This window comes from Pseudooceanicola pacificus (genome assembly GCF_009789075.1).
Lineage (GTDB): Bacteria > Pseudomonadota > Alphaproteobacteria > Rhodobacterales > Rhodobacteraceae > Pseudooceanicola > Pseudooceanicola pacificus.
The window spans coordinates 325,748-351,932 of record NZ_WNXQ01000002.1; the positions used below are offsets into that span (position 1 = coordinate 325,748).

The window sequence follows — 26,185 nt, forward strand, 5'->3', positions numbered from 1 at the left end:
CCCCGGGCGGGGCTGCGCTCAGCGGATGCCGTTGGCGCGCTGCACGGCGCGGATATAGTCGATCAGCGCCTTGATCTGGGTTTCGCTCAAATCCGGCCGGGCCGGCATCTCGCCAAAGCGCCAGAGCGTGGGTGACTTGCCGTTGGTCAGGGCCAGCTGGAACGAGAAATTGCTTTGCCGCGCCGGGCGGTAGCGGGAATGCACCAGCGGCGGGCCGACACCGATCCGGCCCGCGCCCGCCACACCGTGACAGCTGGCGCATTCGGCCTGGAACAGCGCCTGCCCCTGGGCCTGGCGTTCGGTCAGCTCGGGCAGTTCGGCGATGACGACCAGCGGGTCGCCCTGGGCCGCATGGGCCAGGTCCGGCGCCAGGACGGGCAGGGTGGCAAGGGCGATGGTCGCGAACATAGTCCTGAAAGAGGTCATTCTGGATCCTTCTGCACTGCAGAAATGAAAAAAGCCTTGCCGAACAGTGTCGGCAAGGCTCTTTTTCTGCAGGTGCGAAGGAATTACTTCGCTTTTGCCAGATCGCGCAGCACGTAGTGCAGAACGCCTCCGTTTTCGACATATTCCTTCTCGATCAAGGTATCGATCCGGCACTTCAGCATGATCTCTTTGGTCGACCCGTCGCCAAAGGTGATCGAGCAGGGCACCTCGCTCAGCGGTTTCAGATCGCCTTCCAGGCCGGTGATCGAGACGGTCTCGTCCCCTTTCAGGCCCAGCGATTTGCGGGTGTCGCCGCCGGTGAACTCGAACGGGATGACGCCCATGCCGACCAGGTTCGACCGGTGGATACGCTCGAAGCTTTCCGCGATCACCGCCTTGACGCCCAGCAGGGCCGTGCCCTTGGCCGCCCAGTCACGCGACGACCCGGCGCCGTATTCGATACCGCCGAAGATGACCAGCGGGGTGCCGGCCTCCTGATGGGCCATCGAGGCGTCGTAGATCGAGGTCTGCTTGCCGTCCGGCCCGAGAGTGTAGCCGCCCTCGACCCCGTCCAGCATCTCGTTCTTGATGCGGATGTTGGCGAAGGTGCCGCGCATCATGACCTCGTGGTTGCCGCGGCGCGAGCCGTAGGAGTTGAACTCCCGCGCGGGCACCTGGCGTTCGATCAGGTATTTGCCGGCAGGGGTCGTGTCCTTGAACGAACCGGCGGGCGAGATGTGGTCGGTGGTGATCATGTCGCCCAGGATCGCCAGAACCTTGGCGCCCTCGATGTCCGAGATCACGCCCGCATCCTTGGACATGCCCTGGAAATACGGCGGGTTCTGCACATAGGTCGAGGTTGCCGGCCAGTCGTAGGTCTCGCTGTCGGTGGTTTCGACCGCCTGCCACTTCTCGTCGCCCTTGAAGACGTCGGCATATTTCGACTGGAACGCCTCGCGCGTCACGGTCCGCTCGACCAGTTCGGCGATTTCGGCATTGGTCGGCCAGAGGTCTTTCAGGAAGACGTCGTTGCCGTCCTTGTCCTGGCCCACCGGTTCGGTGGTCAGGTTGATGTTCATGTCACCGGCCAGCGCATAGACCACGACCAGCGGCGGCGAGGCGAGGTAATTCGCCCGCACGTCGGGGCTGATCCGGCCTTCGAAGTTGCGGTTGCCCGACAGCACCGAGGTGGCGATCAGGTCGCCCTCGGCGATGGCTTCCGATAGCTCCTTCTGGATCGGGCCCGAGTTGCCGATGCAGGTGGTGCAGCCATATCCCACGAGGTTGAAGCCGATGGCGTCCAGGTCCTCCTGCAGGCCGGCGGCCTCCAGGTACTGCGACACGACCTGGCTGCCGGGGGCGAGCGAGGTCTTGACCCAGGGCTTGCGGTTCATGCCAAGCGCGCGCGCCTTGCGCGCCACCAGGCCGGCGCCGATCATCACATAGGGGTTCGAGGTGTTGGTGCAGGAGGTGATCGAGGCGATCACGACCGACCCGTCGCGGATCTCGTAGTCCTCGCCCTTGACCTTGACCGACTTGCGCGGGTCGCGGACCATCGTGGCCACGGGGCCCTCGTCAGCCATGTCCTGCGCGGCGTCGCTCATGTCCATGCCGCGGTAATCGGCCACGACCTTGAGGAAGCTGTCGGCGGCCGAGGTCAGCGGGGTGTGATCCTGCGGACGCTTGGGGCCCGAGACGGCGGGAACGACGGTGCCCATGTCCAGGTTCAGGGTGTCGGTGTAGATCGGATCGTAATCCGCGCCGCGCCAGAACCCGTTTTCCTTGGCATAGGCTTCGACCAAGGCGATGCGGTCCTTGTCGCGGCCGGTGTTTTCCAGATAGCGCAGGGTTTCCTGGTCGATCGGGAAGAAGCCGCAGGTCGCGCCGTATTCCGGCGCCATGTTGGCGATGGTCGCGCGGTCGGCCAGCGGCAGGTGGTCCAGCCCCTCGCCGTAGAATTCGACGAACTTGCCCACCACGCCCTTCTTGCGCAGCATCTCGACAACCTTGAGCACGAGGTCGGTGGCGGTGGTGCCCTCGACCATCGAGCCGGTCAGCTTGAAGCCGACGACCTCGGGGATCAGCATCGACACGGGCTGACCCAGCATCGCGGCCTCGGCTTCGATCCCGCCGACACCCCAGCCCAGAACGGCCAGGCCGTTGACCATGGTGGTGTGGCTGTCGGTGCCGACCAGCGTATCGGGATAGGCGACGGTCTCGCCGTTCTGGTCCTCGTCGGTCCAGACGGTCTGGGCGAGATATTCCAGGTTCACCTGGTGGCAGATGCCGGTGCCCGGGGGCACGACGCGGAAGTTGTTGAACGCGCCCTGGCCCCATTTCAGGAACTGGTAGCGTTCGCCGTTGCGCTCATACTCGCGGTCCACGTTCATCTGGAAGGCGCGGGGGTTGCCGAATTCGTCGATCATGACCGAATGGTCGATGACCAGGTCGACGGGGTTCAGCGGGTTGATCTTCTGGACGTCGCCGCCCAGGCCCTTGATGCCGTCACGCATGGCGGCCAGGTCGACCACGGCGGGCACGCCGGTGAAGTCCTGCATCAGCACGCGGGCCGGGCGATAGGCGATCTCGATCGGGTTCTTGCCACCCTTCTTGCCCCAGTCGGAAAACGCCTTGATGTCGTCGACCGAGACCGTCTTGCCGTCCTCGAAGCGCAGCATGTTTTCCAGCACGACCTTCAGCGCGGCCGGCAGTTTGGAAAATTCGCCGAGTCCGGCGGCCTCGGCCGCGGGGATCGAATAATAGGCAATGGTCTTGCCGCCAGCAGACAGTGTCTTGCGTGTCTTGGCGGTATCTTGTCCGACGGTGATGGGCATGGGTGGCCTCCCTCTCGAATGAAACAGGGGTAATGCTGATGCTGCTTCTGCCGCATCGCATCGTCTTGATCAAGGGGGCAAACCGCGTTCTGCATACATTTGCATACAAATACGCGTGTGCAGCCCCGCCCGGATGCCGCCTGTGGCCCATCCGGTCCGAATCACCACACTCGCGAGAGTTCCCGAAACCTTGATTGGTTATTACAGGACCATCGGCTTAGACCCGTTCCATCACTCCAAACCTGCCGGGGAAATTCTTGATGTTCGCACGGATCCGCGCCGTAGCCTGCCTGACTGCCACTATTCTGGCCGGAGCCGCGTTCCAGCCACAGATGGCCCAGGCCGAGGACCGCGGTCCGATCGTTGTCGAACTCTATACCTCGCAGGGCTGTTCCTCCTGCCCGCCGGCGGATGCCTTCCTGTCCACCCTGGCGGCGCGCGACGACGTCATCGCCCTGGCGCTGCACGTGGATTACTGGGACTACATCGGCTGGAAGGACGAATTCGGCTCGCCCGCCTTTTCGCACCGCCAAAAGAACTATGCCCGTTTCGCGGGGCGCCGGTCGGTCTATACGCCGCAGATGGTGATCCAGGGGCAGGACGATGTGGTGGGCACCCATCCGATGGATGTGGCCGACCTGATCCTGAAACACCGCGATACCGAACCGGGCGTTGCGCTGGCGCTGCAGCGTGCCGGAAACGGACGGATCCAGATCGACGCCCGCGCCCTGCGCACATTCTCCGGCCCGCTGGTGGTGCAGATCGTGCGTTACCTGCCCAGTGCCTCGGTCGAAATCCTGCGGGGCGAGAATGCGGGCCGCACGGTGGCCTATTCCAACATCGTCACCGAATGGAAGCCGCTGGCCGAATGGGACACTTCCAAGCCGCTGAAGATCGCCGCCGATGTGCCGGGCGAACAGCCTGTCGTGGTCTTGATCCAGCAGAAGGGCCCCGGCGCGATCGAGGCCGCCGCCCGCCTGCGCTGAGGCCTCAGCCCGCTGCCTTCCAGCGCCGGTGAATCCACAACCACTGTTCCGGATACTGGCGGATCATCGCCTCCAGCGAGTCGTTCATCGCCTGGGTCATGGTCTCTGGGTCGGAATGCGGGATCGCCTCCTCCACCACCATGCGGAAGGACAGCCCGTCGGGCTGGCGGATGTTGTAGATCGGAAAGACCGCGGCGCCGTATTTCAGCGCCAGTTCCGCCGGGGACAGCGCCGTCTGCGCCGGGTGACCAAAGAACTCCAGCGTGGCGCCGGTGCTGAAATGCTGGTCGTGCAGCATCGCCACCATATTGCCCTGCCGCAGGAACTTGACCATCTCGGCCAGCCCGCGCCGGGTGCGCGGGAACAGCGGCGTCGCGTTGTCCAGCATCGCCGCCACGTAATGCCGGTTGAAATAGACGTTGTTCAGCGGCCGGTAGAGCGCGGCCATCTGACCGTATTTCACCGCCATCGCGGCGCGGAACATGGTGTAATTGCCGAAATGGCCCGAAACGCAGATGATCGGACGGCCGGCGGCGACCTCTGCCTCGAAAGCCGCGAGGCCCGGGCCCTCCAGCGGGAAGTCGGGCAGGCGTTTGCGGACATCGTCGCCGGAATAGATCTCGATCAGCGTGCGGCCCGCATTGTCGGGCACCTCGCGCACCAGGCGTTCGACCTCGGCCTTGGGCATGTCGGGCCAGACCCGCGCGAGGTTGTCGCGCACCCGCCCGCGCCAGCCCGCCAGCGGCGCCACCAGGCGCGAGGCGACCCAGCCGATCAGCCGCACCCGGGTGGGATAGGGCAGGGCCAGGGCGATGCGCATCGGCACCTCCAGCAGCAGGTTCACCGCGTATTGCCCGGCCTTCTGGCCGGTGGACATGCTGTCGAGAGGATCGTCTGCCATCGGTCTGGTGCCACCTGCCGTTCTGCCGCCCGTCACGCGGGCCAAGGGCGGGCAGGGCGCCCCTGCCGCGGTGCCAGACATAGAGCCCGCGCCCGTGGATCACAAGCGCCGCAGCCCCTGGGTCAGCTGCCCGGTCAGATCACGCGCACCAGCCGCAAGGCGTCGTGGATCGCGGCATGCACGTTGCGCTGGCTGACCGCATCGCCGATGCGGAACAGGCGGTACTGGCCGTCCGGATTGCGCAGGACCTGCTGCGGCGTTCCGGCAAGCAGCGCGTCGTGATCCACCGCGCCCAGGTTTCTGGAGCCGGGGCGGAGGTCGAAATAGAGCTCATCCAGGGGCCGGGTGCCGTAGTTCACCACCACCTGATCATAGGTGCCGGTCCAGCGCGCGGGGCCGTAATCGGTGCCGGTCGTCGCCTCCAGCCGGTTGCCCTGGCGGGTCACCTCCAGCAGGCGGCGGGCGATGGTGAAGGTCACGTCGCCCTGCTGCAGTGCCTTGAGATAGGGCGAGATATTCATGCCCATCACATCGGGCGAGATCCCCCGGTCGGGCGTCATCAGCTCGACCTTGGCGCCGGCCTGCATCGCCAGTTCGGCCGCCTGCAGAGCGGCATGGTCGCCGGCCTCGTCATAGATCAGCACGGTGCCACCGGGGGCGATGTCACCGGACAGCAGGTCCCAGGCGCTGATCACCTGGGCGCGGTCGGTGCGGTCCTCGAACAGCCGGGTTTCGGGCAGGCCGCCGGTGGCGATGATCACGACGTCGGGGGAAAGCTCCCTGATGTCAGAAGCTTCGGCGACGGTGTTGAAGTGGAATTCGACACCCATCGCGGCGCATTGCGCCATCCGCCAGTCGATGATCGAGACCATCTCGCGCCGCCGGGGCGAGCGCGCGGCCAGCCGCAACTGCCCGCCCGGCGCATCCGCCGCCTCCAAGACGGTGACGTGGTGGCCGCGTTCGCCGCCCACGCGAGCAGCCTCCAGCCCGCCGGGGCCCGCGCCGACCACCACCATGCGCAGGGGGGTGGCGGCCCGTGCGATCTCATGCGGCAGGCTCAGCTCGCGCCCGGTGGAGGGGTTGTGGATGCAGAGCGCCTCGCCCCCCTCGTAAATCCGGTCAAGGCAGTAGGTCGCGCCGACGCAGGGCCGGATCTCGTGCTCGCGCCCCTCGCTGATCTTGCGCACGATATGCGGGTCGGCGATGTGCGCGCGGGTCATGCCCACCATGTCGAGCAGGCCGGACTGGACCGCATGGCGCGCGGTGGCCACGTCGGGAATGCGCGCGGCGTGAAAGGTCGGCATCCCGGTTTCCGCCCGTACCGCCCCGGCGAAATCGAGGTGCGGGGCGCTTTTCATGCCCTGGATCGGGATCACCTCGGTCAGGGCCGGGTCCGTATGGATGCGGCCGCGTATGACGTTGAGGAAATCGACCTGGCCGGTGTCCCGCAGGCGGCGCGCGATGGCGAGCCCGGTGTCGCGGTCGATGCCGCCGGCCTGCATCTCGTCGCCGATGAAGCGCAGGCCCAGGATGAACTCCGGCCCGGTCCGCTGTCGTATGGCCGCGATCACGTCCATCGCGAAACGCAGGCGGGTGTCCAGCGTGTCGGCGCCATAGGGGCCGTCCATCCGATTGGTCAGCGGGGACCAGAACTGATCCATCAGGTGGCCGTAGGCCTCCAGCTCGATCCCGTCCATGCCGCCGGCCTGCATCCGTTCGGCCGCGTCGGCGTAATCGGTGACGATGCGGTCGATGTCCCAGTCTTCCAGCACCTTGGGAAAGGCCTTGTGCGCCGGTTCCCGGTCCGGCCCGGAAGAGACGGAGGGCAGCCAGTCGCCCTTGTTCCAGCCGGTGCGGCGGCCCAGATGGGTGAGCTGGATCATCACCGCGCAGCCGTGGGCGTGGCAGGCATCCGTCAGCTCGCGGATCCAGGGCACGACCTCGTCGCGATAGGCCAGGATATTGTTGAAGGCTGGCGGGCTGTCGCGTGACACCACGGCGGACCCGGCGGTCATGGTCAGGGCGACGCCGCCCTTGGCCCGTTCCTCGTGATAGGCGCGATAGCGCGCCTTGGGCATCCCGTCCTCGGGATAGGCCGGTTCGTGACTGGTGGTCATGATCCGGTTCTTGAGCGTCAGGTGTTTCAGCCGATAGGGCTGGAGAAGCGGATCGTTCGACACGTGAGGACCCTCGCAACTGTCTGGCGGGTCGAGTTTTGCCGTCCGCCGCAGGAGTTACAAGGCGCAATCGGGGCGGGGGCGTGCCGTGCCCCGGACATGAAAACGGCCCCGAAGGGCCGCCGCGTCGATCAGCTGCCCCAGCTGCGCACCGGTCCGCAATCCATATGCACGAAGTCCGACCGGGTGTAGCGCCCGACGCCGCCCGCATGGCAGGCCGCGGCCGCCCGCGCCATCTGGCTGACCGAGCGCGACTGCAGCCGCAGGTCGGCCGCCTGGCCCTTCATGTGGAGCGAGTTGCGCGCCACGCCCGACGAGCGCGAACGCAGCATCGCGTTGGTTTCCGGTGAGCGGTAGCCGGACACGAGCATGTAGGGTTCCGTCACGTCGAGGAGGTTGTGCGAGGCCGCCAGGATATCCAGCGTCCGCGTGTCGATGTTCTTGACCTTGTTGTTGCGCCAGTCGCGCATGAAGTAGGTCACTTCGTGCACCGCGTCGCGGATATATTCACCCTCGACCCAGTAGATCATGTCGAGCTTTTCGCCCGTCCGCGCCGAGTACATCTTGATGCGTCGGATATCACCGGAGCCGCGCAGGAAGCCTGCCGCCTTGGTGTAAGAGGGGGCTGCTGCCACCGCTGTTGCTGCGAATGCACCCAGAAGGGCGCGCCGCGAGAAGCTCGCCGAGCCAAATTCGGTCATTCTGCCTGTCCCGTTCCGTACCTGTTGCCGCGATGTTACGCAGCTCTGCCATCTCATCCCCAGATGCACGTGGAACATTGCATATCCGCGAGGCGTGACCAAGGCGAAGTTCCCTACAAATTTCACCAAACCGTGATCTCGGCAATAATTTGCCGGCGAGGTCTGGAATTCCCCCATTTTCGGCCGAATAGTTATTCCGTTACATCACCTGTGGACCTTTTTTCGCCGCCAGAACTTAACCTTATGGACATTGTCGCTCTCCCGTTGCGATGACACTGTCCAGCCCCGAAAAGACTCCGAGAGGAACCGCCCGGATGCCATTCAAGCCATTTTCCATTCCCGGTTGTGCTGCGATTGCATTGCTCGCCTTCATGGTCGCCGTCCCCGCAGCGCCGGTCGCCGCCCAGGTGACCGCGTTCAAACAGGCGGTGGCGGAATCGGCTGCGCGCGATCGCGAGGTGGCCGCCTTCTACCGGCATCAGGATTATGCGCCGATCTGGACCGGAGCCGACGAGGCAAGCCGCCTGCGCCGCGCCGCCCTGCTCGAAGCCGTGCGCAATGCCGGGGATCACGGTCTGCCCGAGGCCAAGTACCGCCCCGACGCGCTGCTGGACCGCATGGCCAGGGCCCATACCCCACGTGAGCTGGGTCTGCTGGAGGCCGAGCTGACCCGCACCTACCTGGACTATGCGACCGATATCCAGACCGGCATCCTGACCCCGGGCAAGGTCGACAGCGAGATCAAGCGCGTGGTGCCGCTGCGCGACACGTCGGAATACATGAACGGGATCGCCTCGGCCGATCCGCGCGCCTTCCTGCGCAGCCTGATCCCCACGACCAGCGAATACACCCGCCTGCTGCGCGCCAAGCTCGACATGGAGCGCGAGATCGCCTCGGGCGGCTGGGGCCCCGAGGTTCCCGCCACTGCGCTGAAACCGGGTGACCGGGGCGCTCCGGTGATCGCCCTGCGCAACCGTCTGATCGCCATGGGCTACCTGCCGCGCAACGTGGGTGTCACCTATGACGCCGGCATGCAGGCCGCGGTGCAGGAATTCCAGCGCGACCACGGCCTGACCGAGGACGGCGTGGCCGGTTCCGGCACGATGAAGGAAATCAACGTCTCGGAAGAGGACCGGCTGAAATCGGTCATCGTCGCGATGGAGCGCGAGCGCTGGCTGAACCGGCCGCGCGGCGACCGCCACGTGCTGGTCAACCTGACGGATTTCACCGCCAAGATCGTCGATTTCGACAAGGTGAGTTTCGAAACCCGCTCGGTGATCGGCAAGAACGACCCCGACCGCCGCAGCCCCGAGTTTTCCGACGTGATGGAGCATATGGTGGTGAATCCCACCTGGAACGTGCCCCGGTCCATCGCGACCAAGGAGTACCTGCCTGTCCTGCAGCGCAATCCCTATGCCGTCAGCCATCTGCGGCTGGTCAACGCGCGCGGGCAGGTGGTGGATCGCGGGTCGGTCAATTTCGCGGCCTATAACGCGCGCAACTTTCCCTTCAACCTGAAACAGCCCCCGTCCGAGCGCAACGCGCTTGGCCTGGTGAAGTTCATGTTCCCGAACCCCTACAACATCTACCTGCACGACACGCCGTCCAAGAGCCTGTTCGCCCGCGAGCAGCGCGATTTCTCGCACGGCTGCATCCGGCTGAGCGATCCGTTCGATTTCGCCTATGCCCTGCTGGCGCGGCAGGAGTCCGATCCCCAGTCGGTCTTTCAATCCGTGCTGCGCACCGGGCGCGAAACCACGATCCGGCTGAAAGAGCCGGTGCAGGTACACCTGATCTATCGCACCGCCGTGACCCAGGCGAAGGGGCGGATGAACTTCCGCCGCGACGTCTATGGCCGCGATGCGCGGATCTGGGACGCGCTGCAGGCGGCAGGGGTGGCGCTGCGCGTCGGACAGAGCTAAGCAGGCACCCGTAACCGGACGGGAGGCCCCATGCCGCACAGCATCGCCGAGATCGCAGCCGCACTCGGGACCGAGCCGCTTGGCGACGGATCCATCGAGGTCAGCGGCGTCTCTGAACCCGCAACTGCCGGTCCTTCGGACCTGGCGCTGGCGATGAAGCCTGACTATGCCGCCGGGCTGGCGCAGGGGCAGGCGCAGGCCGCCATGGTCTGGGCCGGGGCCGACTGGCAGTCGCTCGGGCTCAAGGCGGCCATCGTGGCGCCCCGCGCGCGCCTGGCGATGGCGGGCCTGACCCGCCTGCTGGACCCGGGGCAGGGCTACGGGGCGGGCATCCACCCCTCGGCCATCATCGACCCGACGGCGGAACTGGGCGAGGGCGTTTCGGTCGGCCCCTTCACCATCATCGCGGCGGGCGTGAAGATCGGCGCCGGTTCGGTCATCGGCCCGCAGGCCCATGTCGGCACCGACGCCCGGATCGGGCCGGGCGCGATGCTGCACACCGGCGTGCGGATCGGCGCGCGGGTCCGGATCGGGCGCAACTTCATCGCGCAGCCGGGGGCGGCCATCGGCTTCGACGGGCTGTCCTTCGTCACCGAAGAGGAATCCGGCGTGGAACGTGCCCGGGCGACCCTGGGCGACAGTTCGGGCACCCGGCCGCAAAGCTGGATCCGGATTCACTCCCTCGGCTCGGTGCTGATCGGCGACGATGTCGAGATCGGCGCAAATTCCTGTGTCGACAGCGGCACCATCCGGCCCACCCGGATCGGGGACGGCAGCAAGATCGACAACCTGTGCCACATCGCCCACAACGTCGTGGTCGGGCGCGACTGCCTGTTCGCCGCGCTTGTGGGCATCGCAGGGTCCACCACGATCGGTAACAATGTCGTGCTCGGCGGGCAGGTGGGCGTCACCGACAACACCACCGTGGGCGACAATGTCGTGGCCGGCGGGGCCAGCGTGATCCTGTCCAAGGTGCCGGCGGGCCGCGTCATCCTGGGCTACCCGGCGACAAAGATGGAAACCCACCTGGAGGGCTACAAGGCGCTGCGCCGCCTGCCGCGACTATTTGCCGATGTCGCTGCCCTCAAGAAATCGGTTTTCAAGGACGGCGGGAACGACTAAATCACCCGCAACCGGGTAACGGGAGGCGAGGTCATGAGTGTCAAGGACAAGGTGATAGGCATCATTGCCGAACAGGCGGTGCTGGAGCCTTCGGATGTGACGATGGACTCCACGCTCGAGGACCTGGGCATCGACAGCCTGGGCCTGGTCGAGAGCATCTTTGCCATCGAAGAGGCCTTTGACATCCAGGTGCCGTTCAACGCCAACGAGCCCTCGGACAGCGATTTCGACATTTCCAGCGTTGCGACCATTGTCGCGGGCATCGAAAAGCTGGTGGCGGAACAACACGCGTGAAACGGGTTGTCATCACGGGCGCGGGCACGATCAACGCGCTCGGCCATTCGGTTGCCGAAACCTGCGAGGCGATGCGCGAGGGCCGCTGCGGCATCGAGCAGCTGGAATTCCGCGACGTCGAGCGGCTGATGATCCAGATCGGCGGCCAGGTGAAGGGGTTCGAGGCCGAAGGCCAGTTCAACCGCCAGCAGATGGCGCTGTACGACCGGTTCACCCAGTTCACCCTGTTCGCGGCGCAGCAGGCGATTTCCCAGTCGGGGCTTGAGTTCATCGGCGAACTTGCCTCGAAATCCGGGGTGGTGCTGGGCACTGCGGGCGGCGGCGTCTCGACCTGGGACGACAATTACCGCGCGGTCTACGAAGAGGGCAAGAACCGGGTTCATCCCTTCGTCGTGCCCAAGCTGATGAACAACGCGGCCGCCAGCCACGTCAGCATGGAATACAACCTCAAGGGCCCGTCGTTCACCGTCTCGACGGCCTGTTCCTCGTCCAACCACGCGATGGCGCAGGCCTTTCAGATGGTGCGCACGGGCATGGCGCCGGCGATGGTCACCGGCGGGTCTGAATCGATGCTCTGCTTTGGCGGGGTCAAGGCCTGGGAAGGGCTGCGGGTCATGTCCAAGGACGCCTGCCGCCCGTTTTCGATGAACCGCAACGGCATGGTCCAGGGCGAGGGCGCGGGCATCTTCGTCTTCGAAGAGATGGAGCATGCCAAGAAGCGCGGCGCCGAGATCCTGGCCGAGGTGATCGGCTTTGCCATGACCTCGGACGCATCCGACATCGTGATGCCCTCGAAACAGGGCGCGGCCAGGGCGATTACAGGCGCGATGCAGGACGCCAGGATCAACCCCGAGGAGGTGGGCTATATCAACGCCCACGGCACCGGCACCGCCGCCAATGACAAGACGGAATGCGCCGCCGTGGCCGATGCCTTTGGCCAGCATGCCGACAATCTGATGATCTCGTCCACCAAGTCGATGCACGGCCACCTGATCGGCGGCACCGGCGCGGTGGAGCTGCTGGCCTGCATCATGGCCCTGCGCGACGGCGTCATCGCCCCCACCATCGGCTATGAAGAGCCGGACCCGGAATGCGCGCTGGACGTGGTGCCCAACACGGCGCGCGAGGCCAAGGTCAACGTGGTCCTGTCCAATGCCTTTGCCTTTGGCGGGCTGAACGCGGTGCTGGCGCTGCGCAAGGTCTGACGCCCAGGGCCGCCCGCAGAACGAAACCCGCACAACGAAATCCGCACAACGAAAAACGCCGCCCCCGGGGGCGGCGTTTCGCGTTTCCGGTCCGGGGCGCGCCCCGGGTTATTGCTTGGGCGCCTCGGTCGTCAGGGCGTAGCCGTTGGTGAAGCCCTTGAGCGACAGGTTCAGCCGGACCTTCACGTCGGGTGCGGCGAAGGGCACGATGGTCAGCGTTGCCAGGTTGCCCCGCTTGAAGGCGTTCACATCCTCTTCGGTCAGCCCGATCCGGGCAAAGCAGCCCACGGTGTTGCAGAAGGAAAAACGGTAGCGCTTGCCCTTGGCACCGTCGACGCCGATCATCAGGTCCTCGGTCAGCATGGTTTCCAGCGGCACGACGATGGTGGCACCGGCCACGGCCTGGTTGCTGCCCGAGACCTTGAACAGGCTGAACTCGGCCACCGGATTGCCGTCCTGGTCCTTCAGCAGCTGGTAGAGCTGGCAGGGATCCTCGCCGTTTTCCGTGCGGATGCACTGCAGCGCCCAGTCGTCGATCTCTTCCTTCACATAGGGCTGGCCGACGCCATCCTCGCTCTCGGCCATCGACAGGCCGAGGTTGCTCTCGGGCGCCTGCTCGCCCGTGGCGGCGGGCTGCTCCGTGGCGGTTTCGTCCGTTGCGGGGGTCTCGGTCGTCTGCGCGGCCAGCGGGGCGGCCAGGGCAAGCGAAAGGATCATCGTCAGAATACGGGTCATGGTCATCCTGCTGTCGTTTCGGGCAGTCGTTTACGGCGCTCTACCATGTCGCGGAAGGGATGTCAGGTCCATTGCACAATGCGGTGTGCGGCGCGTGAACTGCCCATTTCCGGCTGGCTGCGGGGGGCCCAAAACGGCAAAAGAGGCCTTGCGGCCTCTCTTGCTCTTGCTCCCCGTCGGACTGGCCGACTTTGTATTTGCCGGAACGCTACGGCGTTTGAATCGCTGCGTCAACAGGGAATGCCGGGGTTTTTCCACAGCATCCCGATGCGCCCGCCGGGTGGAAAAAAAAGCCGTGCCCGAAGGCACGGCCAGTCTGACAGGGAGGAAGTCTGCCCGCCACCACGAGGACATGCGGCAGCGGACAAAATGATACTGGCATGAATAGGTTAAGGTTGTATTTTCGGTTCGGAACAATCTGCGGAACCACGGGGGCGGGCGCTTGGACGGGAAAATCTTCATCGGTGGCGGTGGCGAGAATTACGGCGTGAAGCAGGGGCTTGCGCTTGGGTATGCCAACCGGCACGGGCTGATCGCGGGCGCCACCGGAACGGGCAAGACCGTGACGCTGCAGATCATGGCCGAAGGGTTCTCGGCCGCCGGGGTTCCGGTCGTTCTGTCCGACGTCAAGGGCGACCTGTCCGGCCTTGGCCAGGCCGGGTCCGAGACCGGCAAGCTGCACCAGCCCTTCATGGAGCGCAACGCCAGGATCGGCTTTGACGATTTCGCCTATGCGGCCTTTCCGGTGATCTTCTGGGACCTCTTCGGCGAACAGGGCCATCCGATCCGCACCACGGTGTCCGAGATGGGGCCGCTGCTGCTGTCGCGCCTGCTGGAGCTGTCGGAGGCGCAGGAGGGGATCATGAACATCGCCTTCCGCGTCGCCGACGAAGAGGGGCTGCCGCTGCTGGACTTCAAGGACCTGCAGGCGCTGCTGGTCTGGGTCGGCGAGAACCGCGAGACGCTGTCGCTGCGCTATGGCAATGTCTCGGTGCAGTCCATCGGGGCGATCCAGCGGGCGTTGCTGGTGCTGGAGAACCAGGGCGGCACGAACCTATTCGGTGAACCGGCGCTGGAGCTGGCGGACCTGATGCGCACCGACACGGACGGGCGGGGCCTGGTCTCGATCCTCGCCGCCGACCGGCTGATGGGCTCTCCGCGCCTCTATGCGACCTTCCTGCTCTGGCTGCTCTCCGAGCTGTTCGAGACCCTCCCCGAGGTGGGGGACCCCGAAAAGCCCAGGCTCGTCTTCTTCTTCGACGAGGCGCATCTGCTGTTCGACGACGCGCCCAAGGCGCTGCTGGACAAGGTCGAACAGGTGGCGCGGCTGATCCGGTCCAAGGGCGTGGGCGTCTATTTCTGCTCGCAGAACCCGGCGGATGTGCCCGAGGATATCCTGGGCCAGCTTGGCAACCGGGTGCAGCACGCCCTGCGCGCCTTTACCGCCAAGGACCGCAAGGAGCTGCGGCAGGCCGCCGAAACCTATCGCGACAACCCCCGGTTTTCGACCGAGGAGGCGATCCGCGAGGTCGGCACCGGCGAGGCGGTGACCTCCTTTCTGGAACGCAAGGGCGCGCCGGGAATGGTGGAGCGGACGCTGATCCGCCCGCCGTCCTCGCGCCTCGGGCCGATCGACGCGGATCTGCGCAAGTCGCTGATCGCCGGATCGCCGGTTGCGGGGAAATACGACAAGGCCGTGGACCGCGTCTCGGCCTACGAGATGCTGAAGGAGCGCGCCGAAAAGGCCGCCGCCGCCGCCGAGACGGCCGAGGCACAGGAAGACGAGCTGCCCCCCGCCGAGCGCGAATACCAGTCTGCCCGGCGCTATTCCGGCACGCGGGTCACAAGGTCGACCTCGCGCACGACACGGCGAAGCGAGGAAACCTTTGGCTCGGCCATCCAGACGGCGGTGATCAAGGAGCTGAAGGGCACCACCGGGCGGCGCATCGTGCGCGGGATCCTCGGCGGGCTGTTCCGGGCGCGCTGAGGTGGCGCGGTTCTGGATCGGCGTCGCGGCGCGGGCGCATGTGCTGCGGGGTGTCGATGGCGGATTCTGCCAGCTGGGCCACGGGAAGGAAGGCCCGGTGCGCCGCCTCTCGCCCGGCGACTTCCTGACCTACTACGCCCCGCGCGAAACGCTGGAGGGCACCGATCCGGTGCAGGCCTTCGTCGCGCTTGGACAGGTGCGGCAGGGCGAGGCTTACAGGGCAGAGCAGGGGACGCAGTTCCATCCCTGGCGCCGGGATGTCGACTATCTGGACGGGGTCGAGGCGCCGGTGCGCCCGATGCTGGACCGGCTGGCCTTCGTGCGCGATCCGCGGCATTGGGGCATGGCCTTCCGCCGCAGCCTGTTCGAGGTCGGGGATGACGATTTCGCCCTGATCGCCGGGGCCATGGGTCTGGCAGAGGCGGTTGAGAGGCTGCGGGGCTGATCACGGCCCGGCAACATGAAAAGGGCCGCGCGATGCGGCCCTAAAAGTGTGCTGCGGCGTCCGCTCAGAACGGGATTTCGTCGTCCAGATCGCGCGAGGGCGAGCGCCCGCCGCCACCGCCGCCGCCCGATGCGGGGCCGCGGTCGTCATAGCCGCCGCGGTCGTCGTATCCGCCCCGGTCGTCATAGCCGCCACCGGAACCGCCGCCGCCGAAGTTGCCGCCGCCGCCGCCTTCGCCACGGCCGTCGAGCATGGTCAGTTCCGACCGGTAGGGGCGCAGCACCACCTCGGTCGAATAGCGGTCCTGCCCGGACTGGTCCTGCCATTTGCGGGTTTCAAGCTGGCCCTCGATATAGACCTTCGAGCCCTTTTTCAGGAACTGCTCGGCCACGCGGATCAGCGGCTCCGAGAAGATGGCGACGGAATGCCATTCCGTGCGCTCGCGCCGTTCGCCGGTACTGCGGTCTTTCCAGTTCTCGGACGTGGCGATGCGCAGGTTGCACACCTTCCCGCCGTTCTGGAACGAACGCACCTCGGGGTCGCGCCCGAGATTCCCGATCAGGATGACCTTGTTCACCGATCCCGCCATGGAATCCCCCTCAATCCGAATCCGCTGTCTCTGGTCCGACGGTTACAGCAGAACGGAAAGGAAACGTAAAGTTTTCCCCGGATTTGCGGCAAATCCCGTGGGGTCAGGTGCCTAAACCTTGGTTGCAGACAGCGGATCTGGCCCCGCGGGCCGATGGCGCGGGGCGGGGTGCGGGGGCAGATCGGTGTCACCCGGCAGCGGATCACCCCGCCGGGCCACAGCAACCGAAAGGATCGACATATGACACGTTTCACCACCCTTGCCGCCGCCGCGCTGATCGCGTCCACCGGGGCCGCCTTTGCCTCTTCCGGCCACGGGGTCGATGACCAGACCCGCGCGGCGCTGACCGAACGCTTCACCGCCGAGGGCTATGACGTGCGCAAGATCGAGATGGAGGATGGCGAGATCGAGGTCTACGCCCTCAAGGACGGCAAACGCTACGAGCTGCGGCTGGACGACCAGATGAACGTCATCAAGGGCGGCGACAAGGACGGCGACGAATGATCGGGACGCCCGCCACTGCCGGGACCTCTGCCGCGGATCGCCCGCGGCAGAAGGTCAGGGTCTGGGACTTCGCCGTGCGCGGCTTTCACTGGCTGCTGGTGGTGGCCTTCGTGCTCAACGCCTTTGTCACCGACGCGGAATCGGCGCTGCATCACTGGATCGGCTATTTCGTGGTCGCGCTGGTCGGGCTGCGGCTGGTCTGGGGGCTGGTGGGCACGCGCTTTGCCCGGTTCGCCAGTTTCCCGCCCAGCGTCTCGGGTGCGATGCAGCAGCTGCGCGAGATCGCCGGGGGCGACACGCGGCCCCATGCAGGACACACGCCGCTTGGCGCGCTGATGATCTACAACCTGCTGGCCACGATGCTGCTGATCGGGCTGAGCGGATGGATGATGACCACCAATGCCTATTGGGGTGTCGACTGGGTCGAGGCGCTGCACGAGGCGCTGGTGACCTGGGCCGAGATCTGCGTCGCGCTGCATATCGGCGCGGTGATCTGGGAAAGCCGCCGCACGGGTGTTAACCTGCCCCGCGCCATGGTGACGGGAGTGAAGGACATGCCGGTGGACACAGCCGAAGGCCGGGCCGGGTGAGCCAGCGGCGCGGCCCGGGCAGGGCGGGGCTGGGGCTGGCCTCGCTGATCGTCGCGCAGGCGCTTTGCGCGGCGTTCTTCCTCAGCGATGCCCTGGCCGATTTCGCCGATATCGGCCCGGGCGCCCTGACCACCGGATATGTCGGGATCGAGGCCGCCGCCGCGCTGCTGCTGGCCGCCGGGATCGTGGTCGAATTCCGCATGCTGATGGGGCTGCTGCGCGATCAGGCGCGGCTGCAACGGGGCCTGTCCATCGCCTCGGGCGCGCTGGAAGAGCTGATGCAGGGCTATTTCCGCGACTGGCGCCTGACCCCGTCAGAGGCCGATGTCGCCCGGCTGACGATCAAGGGCATGACCATCGGCGAAATCGCCGGGCTGCGCGGATCGGCGGAGGGCACGATCAAGACCCATCTCAACGCGATCTACCGCAAGTCGGGCGTGACCGGGCGCGGCGCGCTGATGGCCCTGCTGATCGAGGATCTGATGGCCGAGCCGCTGGTTGCCGATGCCCCTGCGTCACCTGCGCAGGTCGGGGAAATCCGCTCTGGAAAATCCGGCTCTGATCGGTAGTATGCGCCAGAGGGTAACGGGGCAATTACAGGACATTCCATGACACGACTGGTGGCTATGGCACTTGCCGTCGGCCTGGCTGTGCCGGGGCTTGGCGCCCCCGAGCGGGCCGAGGCGGATGTCTTTTCCTCGCAATCCCGGGTGCGGCTGTTCAAGTCGCAGACCAAGGTGCTGGATACCCGTGCATCCAAGCAATATGCCAATTCGGTCCGGCTGCAGCCGCAAAAGGTCGTCACGCCGACCAAGTGGGGCGTCGCCCCGGCCTTCACCGGGCGCTACAAGGGGCCCTTCCTCGATGTCGCCCGCGCCGCGGCCACGCGGCATGGCGTGCCCGAGGACCTGTTCCTGCGGCTGGTGCAGCAGGAAAGCGGCTGGCGGACCGATGCCAAGTCGCACAAGGGCGCGCTTGGCCTGGCGCAGCTGATGCCGGGCACCGCACGGCGGCTGAAGGTCAACCCGCATGACCCGGTGGAAAACCTGGAAGGCGGCGCTCGCTATCTGGCGCAGCAGTACCGCACCTTCGGCTCCTGGCGGCTGGCGCTGGCGGCCTATAACGCCGGCCCCGACGCGGTGCGCAAGTACGGCGATATTCCCCCGTACAAGGAAACCCAGAATTACGTAAAGGTCATCTGGGGCCAGTAGGCATCCCCCCGGCAGGCCTGATCCGGGCCGAGGTCGGGCGGCAAAAAAATCTCTGAATCAATGTTTTATCGGATTTCCGTGCGCCGTGCGGGAACCGGCGGCCCCTGGCCGGGTTTGTTAACCACAACATAACACGGACATGCCTGACACCGGCGCGGTGACTGCCGCGCCCGGTCAGCACAGTGATAAAGAGAGACCGCCATGCTGAAGAAATCCATGACCGCCCTTGGCCTCGTTTTTGCAATGACCGCACCCGGCTTCGCCTACACCGGCGACTCGCTGCCGGTGGAAGACGTGACCGTCCGCTACTTCGAGGATTCGGCCTATACCATCGACGCCTCCAAGAAATATCCCGGCATCGTGTCCGACCTGACCGCGGCCGTGCGCGATGCCCTGCCCAACCTTGTCGAGGGCGAGCCCGGCTACGACGTCAATATCAAGGTCTATGGCCTGTCGCTGACCGGTGGCCCTATCTCGGAGGAAGGCAAGGACTTCAACTCGCTGGAAGCCATGGTCGAGGTGAACAACCCGCAACTGGGCACGGTGACCCACAGCTTCCCCGTCGTGCTGAAGGCGCATAGCGGCGACGCCATGCCGGGTGTCCTGACCGTGTCGCCGAATTCCGACGATTATTACGACGCGATGCTGCTGGCCTTTGCCGATGGCGTGAAGCGCGAGCTGGACGGCGTGCTGGCCGACGTGCCCGCCGATCAGCGGAAATAAGCGGAGCAGGGCGCGCCACTGCGGCCCGCCCGATCCCGCCCGAGACGGAAAACCCCGGTGCCCTGTGGCGCCGGGGTTTTTCCTGTGCGGGCCAGGGGCCGTGCCGCCCCGGGCAGTTCGCCCCCGAGCAATTAGACCCCGAGCAATTCGGCCGGGGCCTATAGCGGGGCCTATTCGGCGGCAATCTTGATGACCGGGGTCATCTCGGCCAGTTTCTCGTCGCTCAGGTGGCATTTGATCTGGTGGTTGCCCTCCAGCATGCGCACCGGCGGCACCTCTGTCTCGCAGAGCCCGCCGGGCACCTCGCTCTTCCACCGGCAGCGCGTCTGGAACGGGCAGCCCGGGGGCGGGTTCATCGCCGAGGGGATGTCGCCCTCCAGCACGATATGCCGCTTCTCGATCGAGGTATCGGCAATCGGGACGGCCGACAGCAGCGCCTCGGTATAGGGGTGATAGGGGGGCGAGAAGACCTGATCGGTGGTGCCCAGCTCCACCACATGGCCCAGGTACATGACCATCACCCGGTCGCTGAGATAGCGCACGATGGAGAGGTCGTGCGAGATGAAGAGCAAGGTGGTCTTTTCCTTGCGCTGGATCTCCATCAGCAGGTCGGTGACGGCGGCCTGGACCGAAACGTCGAGCGCCGAAACCGGCTCGTCCGCGACCACGATGCGGGCGCCGCCGGCAAAGGCCCGGGCGATGCCGACGCGCTGCTTCTGCCCGCCCGAAAGCTGGCGCGGCATCCGTTCGGCAAAGGCGCGCGGCAGCTTCACCAGATCCAGCAGGGTCAGCATGCGCTCGCGCCGGTCGGCCTCGGACGTGCCGATCTTGAAGATCTCCAGCGCCCGGATGATCTGCCGGCCCACGGTCATCGAGGGGTTCAGCGTATCGAACGGGTTCTGAAACACCATCTGCACATCGGCGACCGTCTTGGTGTCGCGCTTTTCGATCGGGGTGTCCTGGATTTCCCTGTTGTCGAGCAGGATCGACCCGCCGGTTGCGGTTTCCAGCCCCATCAGGACCTTGGCAAAGGTCGACTTGCCGCAGCCGGATTCGCCGACGATGGCCAGGGTTTCGGATTCGCGGGCCTCGAAGCTGAGCGTCTCGTTGGCCTTGACGACCTTCCTGGCCCCGCCGCCGAAAAGCGAGGAGGCGGCGACCTCGTAGTATTTCTTGAGGTTCTCCATGCGCAGCACCACATTGCCGATCTCGCCCTTTTCCTTGGTGGCGGCGGCGACAACGGGCGCGTTCCAGTCGATCTCGTCATATTTCAGGCAGCGGGTGGTGTGGCGGTCGTCGCCTGCGACGTCGAACATCGGGATGTCCCTGGCATCGCACCGGCCCGGTTCGAAATAGTCGCAGCGCGGGCCGAAATTGCAGCCACTGGGCCGTTCATGGGGCAGGGGGAAGTTGCCCGGGATGGCGACCAGCGGGCGCGCGTTCTTGTCGGCCCCGGGCAGCGGGATCGAGCGGAACAGCGCCTGGGTATAGGGGTGCTGCATCTTGTCGAAGACATCCTCGATCGAGCCGCGCTCGACCGCCTCGCCGGAATACATCACGCAGATCCGGTCGCAGGTTTCCAGCACCAGCCCCAGGTTGTGGCTGATGAAGAGCATCGAGGTGCCGTATTTCGCGCCGAGCTCCTTGACCAGTTCGACGATTGCCGCCTCGACCGTCACGTCGAGCGCGGTGGTGGGTTCGTCCAGGATCAGCAGCGCGGGTTTGGACATCAGCGCCATGGCGATGACGATGCGCTGCTGCTGCCCGCCCGAGAGCTGGTGCGGGAAGCTTTTCAGGATCCGCTCGGGGTCGGGCAGCTTGACGTCGGTGACCACCTGCAGGGCGCGCTGATAGGCCTCTTTCTCGGAAACGCCCTCGTGGATCATGGGCACTTCCATCAGCTGCTTGCCGATGCGCATGGCGGGGTTCAGCGAGGCCATCGGCTCCTGGTAGATCATCGCGATCTCGTTGCCGCGCACATGGCGCAGCTCTTCGTCGGACATCTGGCCCAGGTCGCGGCCCTTGAACTTGATCGTGCCGCCGACCACGCGGCCGTTCTTGCCGAGATCCTGCATCACGCCAAGGGCGACGGTGGATTTGCCGCAGCCGGATTCGCCCACGAGGCCAACCGCCTCGCCCGGCATGACCTTGACGGAGAAATCCATCACCGCCGGAATTTCCCGCAGCCGGGTGAAGAAGGAGATCGAGAGCTTGTCGATTTCCAGGATCGGGGCGTCCTGGGCGGGTGCGGCCGCGGCGGCGGGGTCAGTCAGGGTCTCAGCCATGGGCGTATCCTTCCGGGGACGGGCTCTGATCCAGCGGAGCGCGGGCTGACGCCCGCGCACACGATGCGTTTGGTTGGGGGGCTCTGCCCCCGTCGCGTGCTGCGCCCGCGACTCCCCCGGCATATTTCCGGCAAGAGGAAGGGCGGGGCGCGCGCATCAGTCCTTGAGGCTTTCTTCGCGCAGCCCGTCGGCCATGAGGTTGAGGCCGAGGACCAGCGAGAGGAGGGCAAGCGCCGGGGCGATGGCCGGGTGGGGATAGATCGACAGCAGCTTGCGGCCGGCGTTGATCGTGGTGCCCCAGTCCGGGCTGTCCGGCGGCAGGCCCAGGCCGAAGAAGCCGAGCGTGCCGAGCAGGATCGTGGTGTAGCCGATGCGCAGGCAGAAATCGACGATCAGGGGGCCGCGGGCATTGGGCAGGATCTCCCAGAGCATGATGTACCAGGGGCCCTCGCCGCGGGTCTGGGCGGCGGCGACGTAGTCGCGGGTCTTGATGTCCATCACCAGCCCGCGGACGATGCGGAACACCGTGGGCGCGTTCACGAAGACCACCGAGACGAAAACCACGAGGATGCCGCCGGGGATGTCGAAAAGGTCGAGGGCGGCGGGCATGAAGCTGACCGGCGTGCCGGGCTGGGAGATCAGCGAGAGGTAGGCCCAGCCGAGGGTGACGAGGATCACCGCGACAACCGTGTTCCGTTTCACCGGTTCGGTGAAGAAGCGCGCGTTGAAGAGCACCACGAGGAAGACGATGGGAAAGAGGAAGAGCACCACCGCGAGGAAGGAGGGAATGCCCGTCTGCACGATTTCCGGCGTGACCAGCAGGTAGAAGAGCAGGATCACCGGGAAGGCGAGGATCAGGTTGGCGAGGAAGGAGAGGAAGGTGTCGAGCCGCCCGCCGATATAGCCCGCCGGCAGCCCGAGGGTGATGCCCACCATGAAGGCGAAGAGCGTGGCGAGCGGCGCGATGCGGATCACCACGAAGCTGCCCGCGACCATGCGCGAGAAGACATCGCGCGCCAGGTTGTCGCCGCCCAGCAGGTAGTAGGGGTAATCGCCCGCCCCGGCCCCGTTGAGGGGGGTGCCGGGGACCTTGTTCTTCATCCCCGAAACGGCGGTGAGCGGGTCATGGGTGACGATCCAGTCGAACAGGCCCACCGAGAGCGCGGTGAAGATCCAGAACATCACCAGCCCGAAACCGGCCATGCCGATGGGATTGTCGAAGAGCTTGCCGTAGAGACCGAGCCGGCGCTTGAAGGCGATCGACAGGGCGAATGTCACGATCAGGGCGATCCAGACCGGCAGGAAGCGGGCCGAGAGGGCGCCGATGATGCCCTTGTTCTCGATCCCCGGGATGACGATGCCGCCGCCGAGGTAGATCAGGATCACCGCGAGGATCAGCCAGAGCGCCCCCTGCATCACCAGCCGCGCCCAGTCGGCCGGGGTGCGGCGGGCGGCGAGGGTGCCGTCGCCCTGCGCCACCGCGCCCGAGGGCACGAAGGACAGGACGATCGAGGCGAGGATCGAGAGGATCAGGACAGCCACGCCGGCCATCAGGATCGGGTTGAGGACGGGGCCAAGCACGCCGGTCCAGGTCAGGGGTTCCATTGCCATGCCCTCCTTACGAGATCCGGATGCGGGGGTTGAGGTAGACGTAGCCGATGTCCGAGATCAGCTGCGTGATCAGCACGACGAAGACCGACACGACCGAGATGCCGAGCAGCAGGTCGATGTCGTTGTTGCCCGCCGCCTGCACCAGCGCCCAGCCGAAGCCCTTGTAGTTGAACAGAGTCTCGACGATCACCACGCCGTTCAGCAGCCAGGGGAACTGCAGCATGATCACCGTGAAGGGGGCGATCAGCGCGTTCCTGAGGGCATGTTTCATCACGATGTTGGGAAAGCTCACGCCCTTGAGGCGCGCGGTGCGGATGTATTGCGCCGTCATCACCTCGGCCATCGAGGCGCGGGTCATGCGGGCGATGTAGCCCATGCCGTAGAGCGCGATGGTCAGCACCGGCAGGAAGAAGTTTTCGAATGTCGCATTGTCCATCGCCGAGGTCGCGGTGCCCTTGAACCATTTCAGCCCGAAGGCGGAGGAGGCGAAGACCGCGACGAGGATCACGCCCGAGACATATTCCGGCGTCGCCGTGGTGGCGATGGAGAAGGTCGAGAGCGTGCGGTCGGTGCGCGAGCCCTCGCGCATCCCCGCCAGCACGCCGACGATCAGGGCCGAGGGGACCATGAGGATCATCACCCAGAGCATCATCTTGCCGGTCAGTCCGAGGCGGGTGGCGATGATCGAGCTCACATCCTCGCGGAACACGCGCGAGACGCCCCATTCCCCCTGCAGGATCCCGCAGAACGCGGGCGCCGTCTCAGGATCGTCGCCCGGGGCAAAGCAGCGCCCGGCCTCAAGCCGGCCGTTGGCGTCCTCGCGCGTCCAGCCGGGCAGGACGCCCAGCCATTCGCTGTAACGGACGATGAGAGCCTGGTTGAACCCGTTCTTTTCCAGCCATCCCGCGACCTCTTCGTCGGTCATCCGGGAATTGCCTTCGTATTTCGCGACCTTTTCGAGGTTCGGCGGAAGGTTTGTCAGGAAGAACACGAGGAAGCTGAGGCACAGCGCCGTCAGAATCATCGTTCCCGTCCGTCTCAGGAGAAACGTGAGCATATGGAGTCCCTGTCTGGCCCGCGACCGGGGGCGATTTGGGCCCTTCTCGGTTCTGGCGCGGCTGGATAGCGAGAGGGGCCGCGTCCTGCGCGGCCCCTTTCAGGTTCTGATCAGCTTTCGATCCACCATTTGTAGTGGTGCATCTCGAAGGTCGGATGCATCTCGGTCCCGTGAACCGTGTCCTTGTAGTGGCGGAATAGCGAGCGCCAGTAGGGCTGGATGACCACGCCCTGGTCGATCATGATCGTCTCGATCTTGGCCATCACCTGCGAGCGCTTGCCGGCATCGGCGATCGACATCGCCTCGGCCAACAGGGTGTCGAATTCCTCGTTCGCGAATGCGGTCTCGTTCCAGGCCACGCCCGAGCGATAGGCCAGCGCCAGCACCTGCACGCCCAGCGGACGCTGGTTCCACTCGGTCGCGGACCAGGGATAGGCCAGCCAGTCGTTCCAGAAGGTCGAACCGGGCAGGATCGTCCGCTTGACGTTGAAGCCGGCATCGCGGCACTGGGCGGCGACGGCATCGCAGGTGGCCGACTGCCATTCGTCGTCGATCGAGATCAGTTCGAATTCCGTGTCGGCATGGCCGGCCGCGGTCATCATCTCCATCGCCTTGGACGGATCGGGATCGGGTGTCTCGATCTCGGCATATTCCGGGTGGATCGGCGCGACGTGGAAGTTTTCGGCCACGGTGCCCAGGCCCGAATAGCCCAGTTCCAGCACGACCGCGTTGTCGGTGGCCAGCTGCAGGGCCTTGCGGACGTCGACGTTGGTATAGGGCTCCTGCTTCTGGTTGAAGCGGACGCAGAGCGTGGCGGCGGTCACCGCCTCGGACTTGGTCCAGCCGATGGCGTCCAGCACCTCGATGAACTCGCCGGTGGACTGGTAGGTCATGTCGACCTCGTCCGCATCGGCGGCGGCCACCCAGGAGGCCATGTCGGTGCCGAAGTCGATGAATTCGATCCGGTCGAGATAGGCGCCTTCGCCCCACCACTGGTGATCGGTGTTCTTGACCAGGACCTGGCCGACGCCGGGGTTGTTCTCTTCCGGCAGGAAGGGGCCGGTGCCGATCGGGTTGTCCGCCGGATCGCCGCCGTCATAGGACTGGTGCACGACCTGCGCCGGATAGTCGGCCATGCCGGGGATCACGGTGATGTCGGGGGCCGAGCATTTCAGCACCACGGTCATGTCGTCGGGCGCGGTCACCGCGCCCTCGCGCATCATGCCGGTGGCCTCGTCGATCAGCGTGGTCATGCGCGAGGCCATCGAGTTGCCCTCGACCCCCTTTTCGCACCAGCGCTTGAAGTTGAAGATCACGTCTTCGGCGGTGAAGGGATCGCCGTTGTTCCAGGTCACGCCGGGGCGGACCTTCAGCGTGTATTCGGTGGCGTCGTCGTTGGCTTCCCAGCTTTCCAGCAGGCGGCCTTCGAAGGTGCCGTCACGGTTGTACTGGACCAGGTATTCCAGCCAGCCGCGGCTGAAGTTCGCCATCTGCGACCAGTCGTAGTTGCGCGGGTCCTTCAGCGCCTTGCATTCCATCTGCACGCGCAGGGTGCCGCCCATCTGGGGTGTCATGTGGCTTGCGGCCTCGACCGGCTGATCCAGCCCGCCCAGGGCATAGACCACCGGCGTGGCAACGCCGAGCGCCGAGGCGCGGGCCAGGAATTCGCGGCGGCTCAACTGGCCGGCCTTGAACTCCTCGGCGTACATGGTTGCGGCCGGATGAATCCGTCCTTCGGTTGTCGGGTGCGTCATCGTGTTCTCCCTGTGACACAGTCGTTCTTCTGCGATGCGGTGTGCCGGAGGGCCCCGCATCTTTTGATTGGATCAGAAACGACCGGGAAAAACGGCCCCGGGTCGCGCCTGACGCATTTCCGCATT

The 26,185-nt window shown here is 65.9% G+C and carries 23 protein-coding genes; 12 read left to right on the forward strand and 11 right to left on the reverse strand.

Features of this window, described 5'->3' with window-relative positions:
* Window positions 1-18 precede the first annotated feature (18 nt).
* Together GLS40_RS04585 and acnA are read right to left on the reverse strand one after the other, a co-directional pair.
* Window positions 19-426, reverse strand: coding sequence for a c-type cytochrome (locus GLS40_RS04585; RefSeq protein ID WP_160381556.1), 408 nt, complete (start codon window positions 424-426; stop codon window positions 19-21).
* 83 nt (window positions 427-509) lie between these two features.
* Window positions 510-3,260 carry an aconitate hydratase AcnA gene (gene acnA, locus GLS40_RS04590; protein ID WP_160381557.1) on the reverse strand — a complete coding sequence of 917 codons (2,751 nt, stop codon included), beginning with the start codon at window positions 3,258-3,260 and terminating at the stop codon, window positions 510-512.
* A 260-nt stretch (window positions 3,261-3,520) separates the two neighbouring features.
* Here acnA and GLS40_RS04595 point away from each other — a divergent pair, with 260 nt between their 5' ends.
* Entirely contained in the window at window positions 3,521-4,246 is a 726-nt protein-coding gene (locus GLS40_RS04595; RefSeq protein ID WP_202075893.1) for a DUF1223 domain-containing protein, read from the forward strand.
* A gap of 4 nt (window positions 4,247-4,250) precedes the next feature.
* Here the strand turns inward: GLS40_RS04595 and GLS40_RS04600 are convergent, their stop codons facing one another.
* The 3 genes from GLS40_RS04600 to GLS40_RS04610 all read right to left on the reverse strand — a co-directional run bounded on the left by GLS40_RS04600 (window position 4,251) and on the right by GLS40_RS04610 (window position 8,025).
* Window positions 4,251-5,147, reverse strand: a complete 897-nt coding sequence (locus GLS40_RS04600) for a lysophospholipid acyltransferase family protein (protein WP_160381558.1) — start codon at window positions 5,145-5,147, stop codon at window positions 4,251-4,253.
* Window positions 5,148-5,281: 134 nt separating this feature from the next.
* On the reverse strand, window positions 5,282-7,327 hold the full coding sequence (locus tag GLS40_RS04605; protein WP_160381559.1) for an oxidoreductase: 2,046 nt from the start codon (window positions 7,325-7,327) through the stop codon (window positions 5,282-5,284).
* A 128-nt stretch (window positions 7,328-7,455) separates the two neighbouring features.
* Window positions 7,456-8,025 carry a YcbK family protein gene (locus GLS40_RS04610; protein WP_160381560.1) on the reverse strand — a complete coding sequence of 190 codons (570 nt, stop codon included), beginning with the start codon at window positions 8,023-8,025 and terminating at the stop codon, window positions 7,456-7,458.
* A 314-nt stretch (window positions 8,026-8,339) separates the two neighbouring features.
* Between GLS40_RS04610 and GLS40_RS04615 the strand changes: the two genes are divergently transcribed.
* From GLS40_RS04615 to GLS40_RS04630, 4 genes are read left to right on the forward strand one after another with little or no spacing between them, the layout of a single operon-like run.
* Window positions 8,340-9,947 (forward strand): L,D-transpeptidase family protein, encoded by a 1,608-nt coding sequence (locus tag GLS40_RS04615; RefSeq protein ID WP_202075902.1) that lies wholly within the window; start codon window positions 8,340-8,342, stop codon window positions 9,945-9,947.
* A gap of 30 nt (window positions 9,948-9,977) precedes the next feature.
* Window positions 9,978-11,069, forward strand: a complete 1,092-nt coding sequence (gene lpxD, locus GLS40_RS04620; protein WP_160381561.1) for a UDP-3-O-(3-hydroxymyristoyl)glucosamine N-acyltransferase — start codon at window positions 9,978-9,980, stop codon at window positions 11,067-11,069.
* Window positions 11,070-11,102: 33 nt separating this feature from the next.
* The gene (locus tag GLS40_RS04625; RefSeq protein ID WP_160381562.1) at window positions 11,103-11,363 is read left to right on the forward strand and encodes an acyl carrier protein; all 261 of its coding nucleotides are present in this window, start codon (window positions 11,103-11,105) and stop codon (window positions 11,361-11,363) included.
* Window positions 11,360-12,568, forward strand: coding sequence for a beta-ketoacyl-[acyl-carrier-protein] synthase family protein (locus GLS40_RS04630; protein WP_160381563.1), 1,209 nt, complete (start codon window positions 11,360-11,362; stop codon window positions 12,566-12,568). The genes GLS40_RS04625 and GLS40_RS04630 overlap by 4 nt, the downstream gene beginning before the upstream one ends.
* Window positions 12,569-12,676: 108 nt before the next feature.
* Here the strand turns inward: GLS40_RS04630 and GLS40_RS04635 are convergent, their stop codons facing one another.
* On the reverse strand, window positions 12,677-13,303 hold the full coding sequence (locus GLS40_RS04635; protein WP_160381564.1) for an invasion associated locus B family protein: 627 nt from the start codon (window positions 13,301-13,303) through the stop codon (window positions 12,677-12,679).
* 442 nt (window positions 13,304-13,745) lie between these two features.
* Between GLS40_RS04635 and GLS40_RS04640 the strand changes: the two genes are divergently transcribed.
* Window positions 13,746-15,290: a helicase HerA-like domain-containing protein gene (locus GLS40_RS04640; RefSeq protein ID WP_160381565.1), complete on the forward strand. Its 1,545-nt coding sequence runs from the start codon at window positions 13,746-13,748 to the stop codon at window positions 15,288-15,290.
* A 1-nt stretch (window position 15,291) separates the two neighbouring features.
* Window positions 15,292-15,735: an EVE domain-containing protein gene (locus GLS40_RS04645; RefSeq protein WP_160381566.1), complete on the forward strand. Its 444-nt coding sequence runs from the start codon at window positions 15,292-15,294 to the stop codon at window positions 15,733-15,735.
* A gap of 64 nt (window positions 15,736-15,799) precedes the next feature.
* Here the strand turns inward: GLS40_RS04645 and ssb are convergent, their stop codons facing one another.
* A complete protein-coding gene (gene ssb / locus GLS40_RS04650) occupies window positions 15,800-16,324 on the reverse strand; it encodes a single-stranded DNA-binding protein (RefSeq protein ID WP_160381567.1) in 525 nt (174 codons plus the stop codon).
* 240 nt (window positions 16,325-16,564) lie between these two features.
* Between ssb and GLS40_RS04655 the strand changes: the two genes are divergently transcribed.
* The 5 genes from GLS40_RS04655 (at window position 16,565) to GLS40_RS04675 (ending at window position 19,352) form a co-directional block, all read left to right on the forward strand.
* On the forward strand, window positions 16,565-16,828 hold the full coding sequence (locus GLS40_RS04655; RefSeq protein WP_160381568.1) for a PepSY domain-containing protein: 264 nt from the start codon (window positions 16,565-16,567) through the stop codon (window positions 16,826-16,828).
* Window positions 16,825-17,418: a cytochrome b/b6 domain-containing protein gene (locus GLS40_RS04660; RefSeq protein WP_160381569.1), complete on the forward strand. Its 594-nt coding sequence runs from the start codon at window positions 16,825-16,827 to the stop codon at window positions 17,416-17,418. Before GLS40_RS04655 ends, GLS40_RS04660 begins: the two co-directional genes overlap by 4 nt.
* The gene (locus tag GLS40_RS04665) at window positions 17,415-17,987 is read left to right on the forward strand and encodes a helix-turn-helix transcriptional regulator (protein ID WP_160381570.1); all 573 of its coding nucleotides are present in this window, start codon (window positions 17,415-17,417) and stop codon (window positions 17,985-17,987) included. Before GLS40_RS04660 ends, GLS40_RS04665 begins: the two co-directional genes overlap by 4 nt.
* Window positions 17,988-18,026: 39 nt before the next feature.
* Window positions 18,027-18,629, forward strand: coding sequence for a lytic transglycosylase domain-containing protein (locus GLS40_RS04670; protein ID WP_160381571.1), 603 nt, complete (start codon window positions 18,027-18,029; stop codon window positions 18,627-18,629).
* Window positions 18,630-18,830: 201 nt separating this feature from the next.
* Window positions 18,831-19,352 carry a hypothetical protein gene (locus tag GLS40_RS04675; RefSeq protein ID WP_160381572.1) on the forward strand — a complete coding sequence of 174 codons (522 nt, stop codon included), beginning with the start codon at window positions 18,831-18,833 and terminating at the stop codon, window positions 19,350-19,352.
* 170 nt (window positions 19,353-19,522) lie between these two features.
* Here GLS40_RS04675 and GLS40_RS04680 read toward each other — a convergent pair whose 3' ends face one another.
* The 4 genes from GLS40_RS04680 to GLS40_RS04695 form a co-directional block, all read right to left on the reverse strand.
* A complete protein-coding gene (locus tag GLS40_RS04680) occupies window positions 19,523-21,637 on the reverse strand; it encodes a dipeptide ABC transporter ATP-binding protein (protein ID WP_160381573.1) in 2,115 nt (704 codons plus the stop codon).
* Between the two features lie 156 nt (window positions 21,638-21,793).
* On the reverse strand, window positions 21,794-23,242 hold the full coding sequence (locus GLS40_RS04685) for an ABC transporter permease (RefSeq protein WP_160381574.1): 1,449 nt from the start codon (window positions 23,240-23,242) through the stop codon (window positions 21,794-21,796).
* Between the two features lie 13 nt (window positions 23,243-23,255).
* Window positions 23,256-24,305, reverse strand: coding sequence for an ABC transporter permease (locus tag GLS40_RS04690; protein WP_160381575.1), 1,050 nt, complete (start codon window positions 24,303-24,305; stop codon window positions 23,256-23,258).
* A gap of 110 nt (window positions 24,306-24,415) precedes the next feature.
* Complete coding sequence (locus tag GLS40_RS04695) at window positions 24,416-26,059, reverse strand: ABC transporter substrate-binding protein (protein WP_160381576.1); 1,644 nt, start codon at window positions 26,057-26,059, stop codon at window positions 24,416-24,418.
* Window positions 26,060-26,185 lie beyond the last annotated feature (126 nt).

Bases quoted from the DNA above. Each gene is read 5' to 3' on its own strand.
- GLS40_RS04585 (WP_160381556.1), bottom strand. From the start codon at position 426: ATGACCTCTTTCAGGACTATGTTCGCGACCATCGCCCTTGCCACCCTG.
- acnA (WP_160381557.1), bottom strand. From the start codon at position 3,260: ATGCCCATCACCGTCGGACAAGATACCGCCAAGACACGCAAGACACTG.
- GLS40_RS04595 (WP_202075893.1), top strand. From the start codon at position 3,521: ATGTTCGCACGGATCCGCGCCGTAGCCTGCCTGACTGCCACTATTCTG.
- GLS40_RS04600 (WP_160381558.1), bottom strand. From the start codon at position 5,147: ATGGCAGACGATCCTCTCGACAGCATGTCCACCGGCCAGAAGGCCGGG.
- GLS40_RS04610 (WP_160381560.1), bottom strand. From the start codon at position 8,025: ATGACCGAATTTGGCTCGGCGAGCTTCTCGCGGCGCGCCCTTCTGGGT.
- GLS40_RS04615 (WP_202075902.1), top strand. From the start codon at position 8,340: ATGCCATTCAAGCCATTTTCCATTCCCGGTTGTGCTGCGATTGCATTG.
- lpxD (WP_160381561.1), top strand. From the start codon at position 9,978: ATGCCGCACAGCATCGCCGAGATCGCAGCCGCACTCGGGACCGAGCCG.
- GLS40_RS04625 (WP_160381562.1), top strand. From the start codon at position 11,103: ATGAGTGTCAAGGACAAGGTGATAGGCATCATTGCCGAACAGGCGGTG.
- GLS40_RS04635 (WP_160381564.1), bottom strand. From the start codon at position 13,303: ATGACCCGTATTCTGACGATGATCCTTTCGCTTGCCCTGGCCGCCCCG.
- ssb (WP_160381567.1), bottom strand. From the start codon at position 16,324: ATGGCGGGATCGGTGAACAAGGTCATCCTGATCGGGAATCTCGGGCGC.
- GLS40_RS04655 (WP_160381568.1), top strand. From the start codon at position 16,565: ATGACACGTTTCACCACCCTTGCCGCCGCCGCGCTGATCGCGTCCACC.
- GLS40_RS04660 (WP_160381569.1), top strand. From the start codon at position 16,825: ATGATCGGGACGCCCGCCACTGCCGGGACCTCTGCCGCGGATCGCCCG.
- GLS40_RS04670 (WP_160381571.1), top strand. From the start codon at position 18,027: ATGACACGACTGGTGGCTATGGCACTTGCCGTCGGCCTGGCTGTGCCG.
- GLS40_RS04675 (WP_160381572.1), top strand. From the start codon at position 18,831: ATGCTGAAGAAATCCATGACCGCCCTTGGCCTCGTTTTTGCAATGACC.
- GLS40_RS04680 (WP_160381573.1), bottom strand. From the start codon at position 21,637: ATGGCTGAGACCCTGACTGACCCCGCCGCCGCGGCCGCACCCGCCCAG.
- GLS40_RS04685 (WP_160381574.1), bottom strand. From the start codon at position 23,242: ATGGAACCCCTGACCTGGACCGGCGTGCTTGGCCCCGTCCTCAACCCG.
- GLS40_RS04690 (WP_160381575.1), bottom strand. From the start codon at position 24,305: ATGCTCACGTTTCTCCTGAGACGGACGGGAACGATGATTCTGACGGCG.
- GLS40_RS04695 (WP_160381576.1), bottom strand. From the start codon at position 26,059: ATGACGCACCCGACAACCGAAGGACGGATTCATCCGGCCGCAACCATG.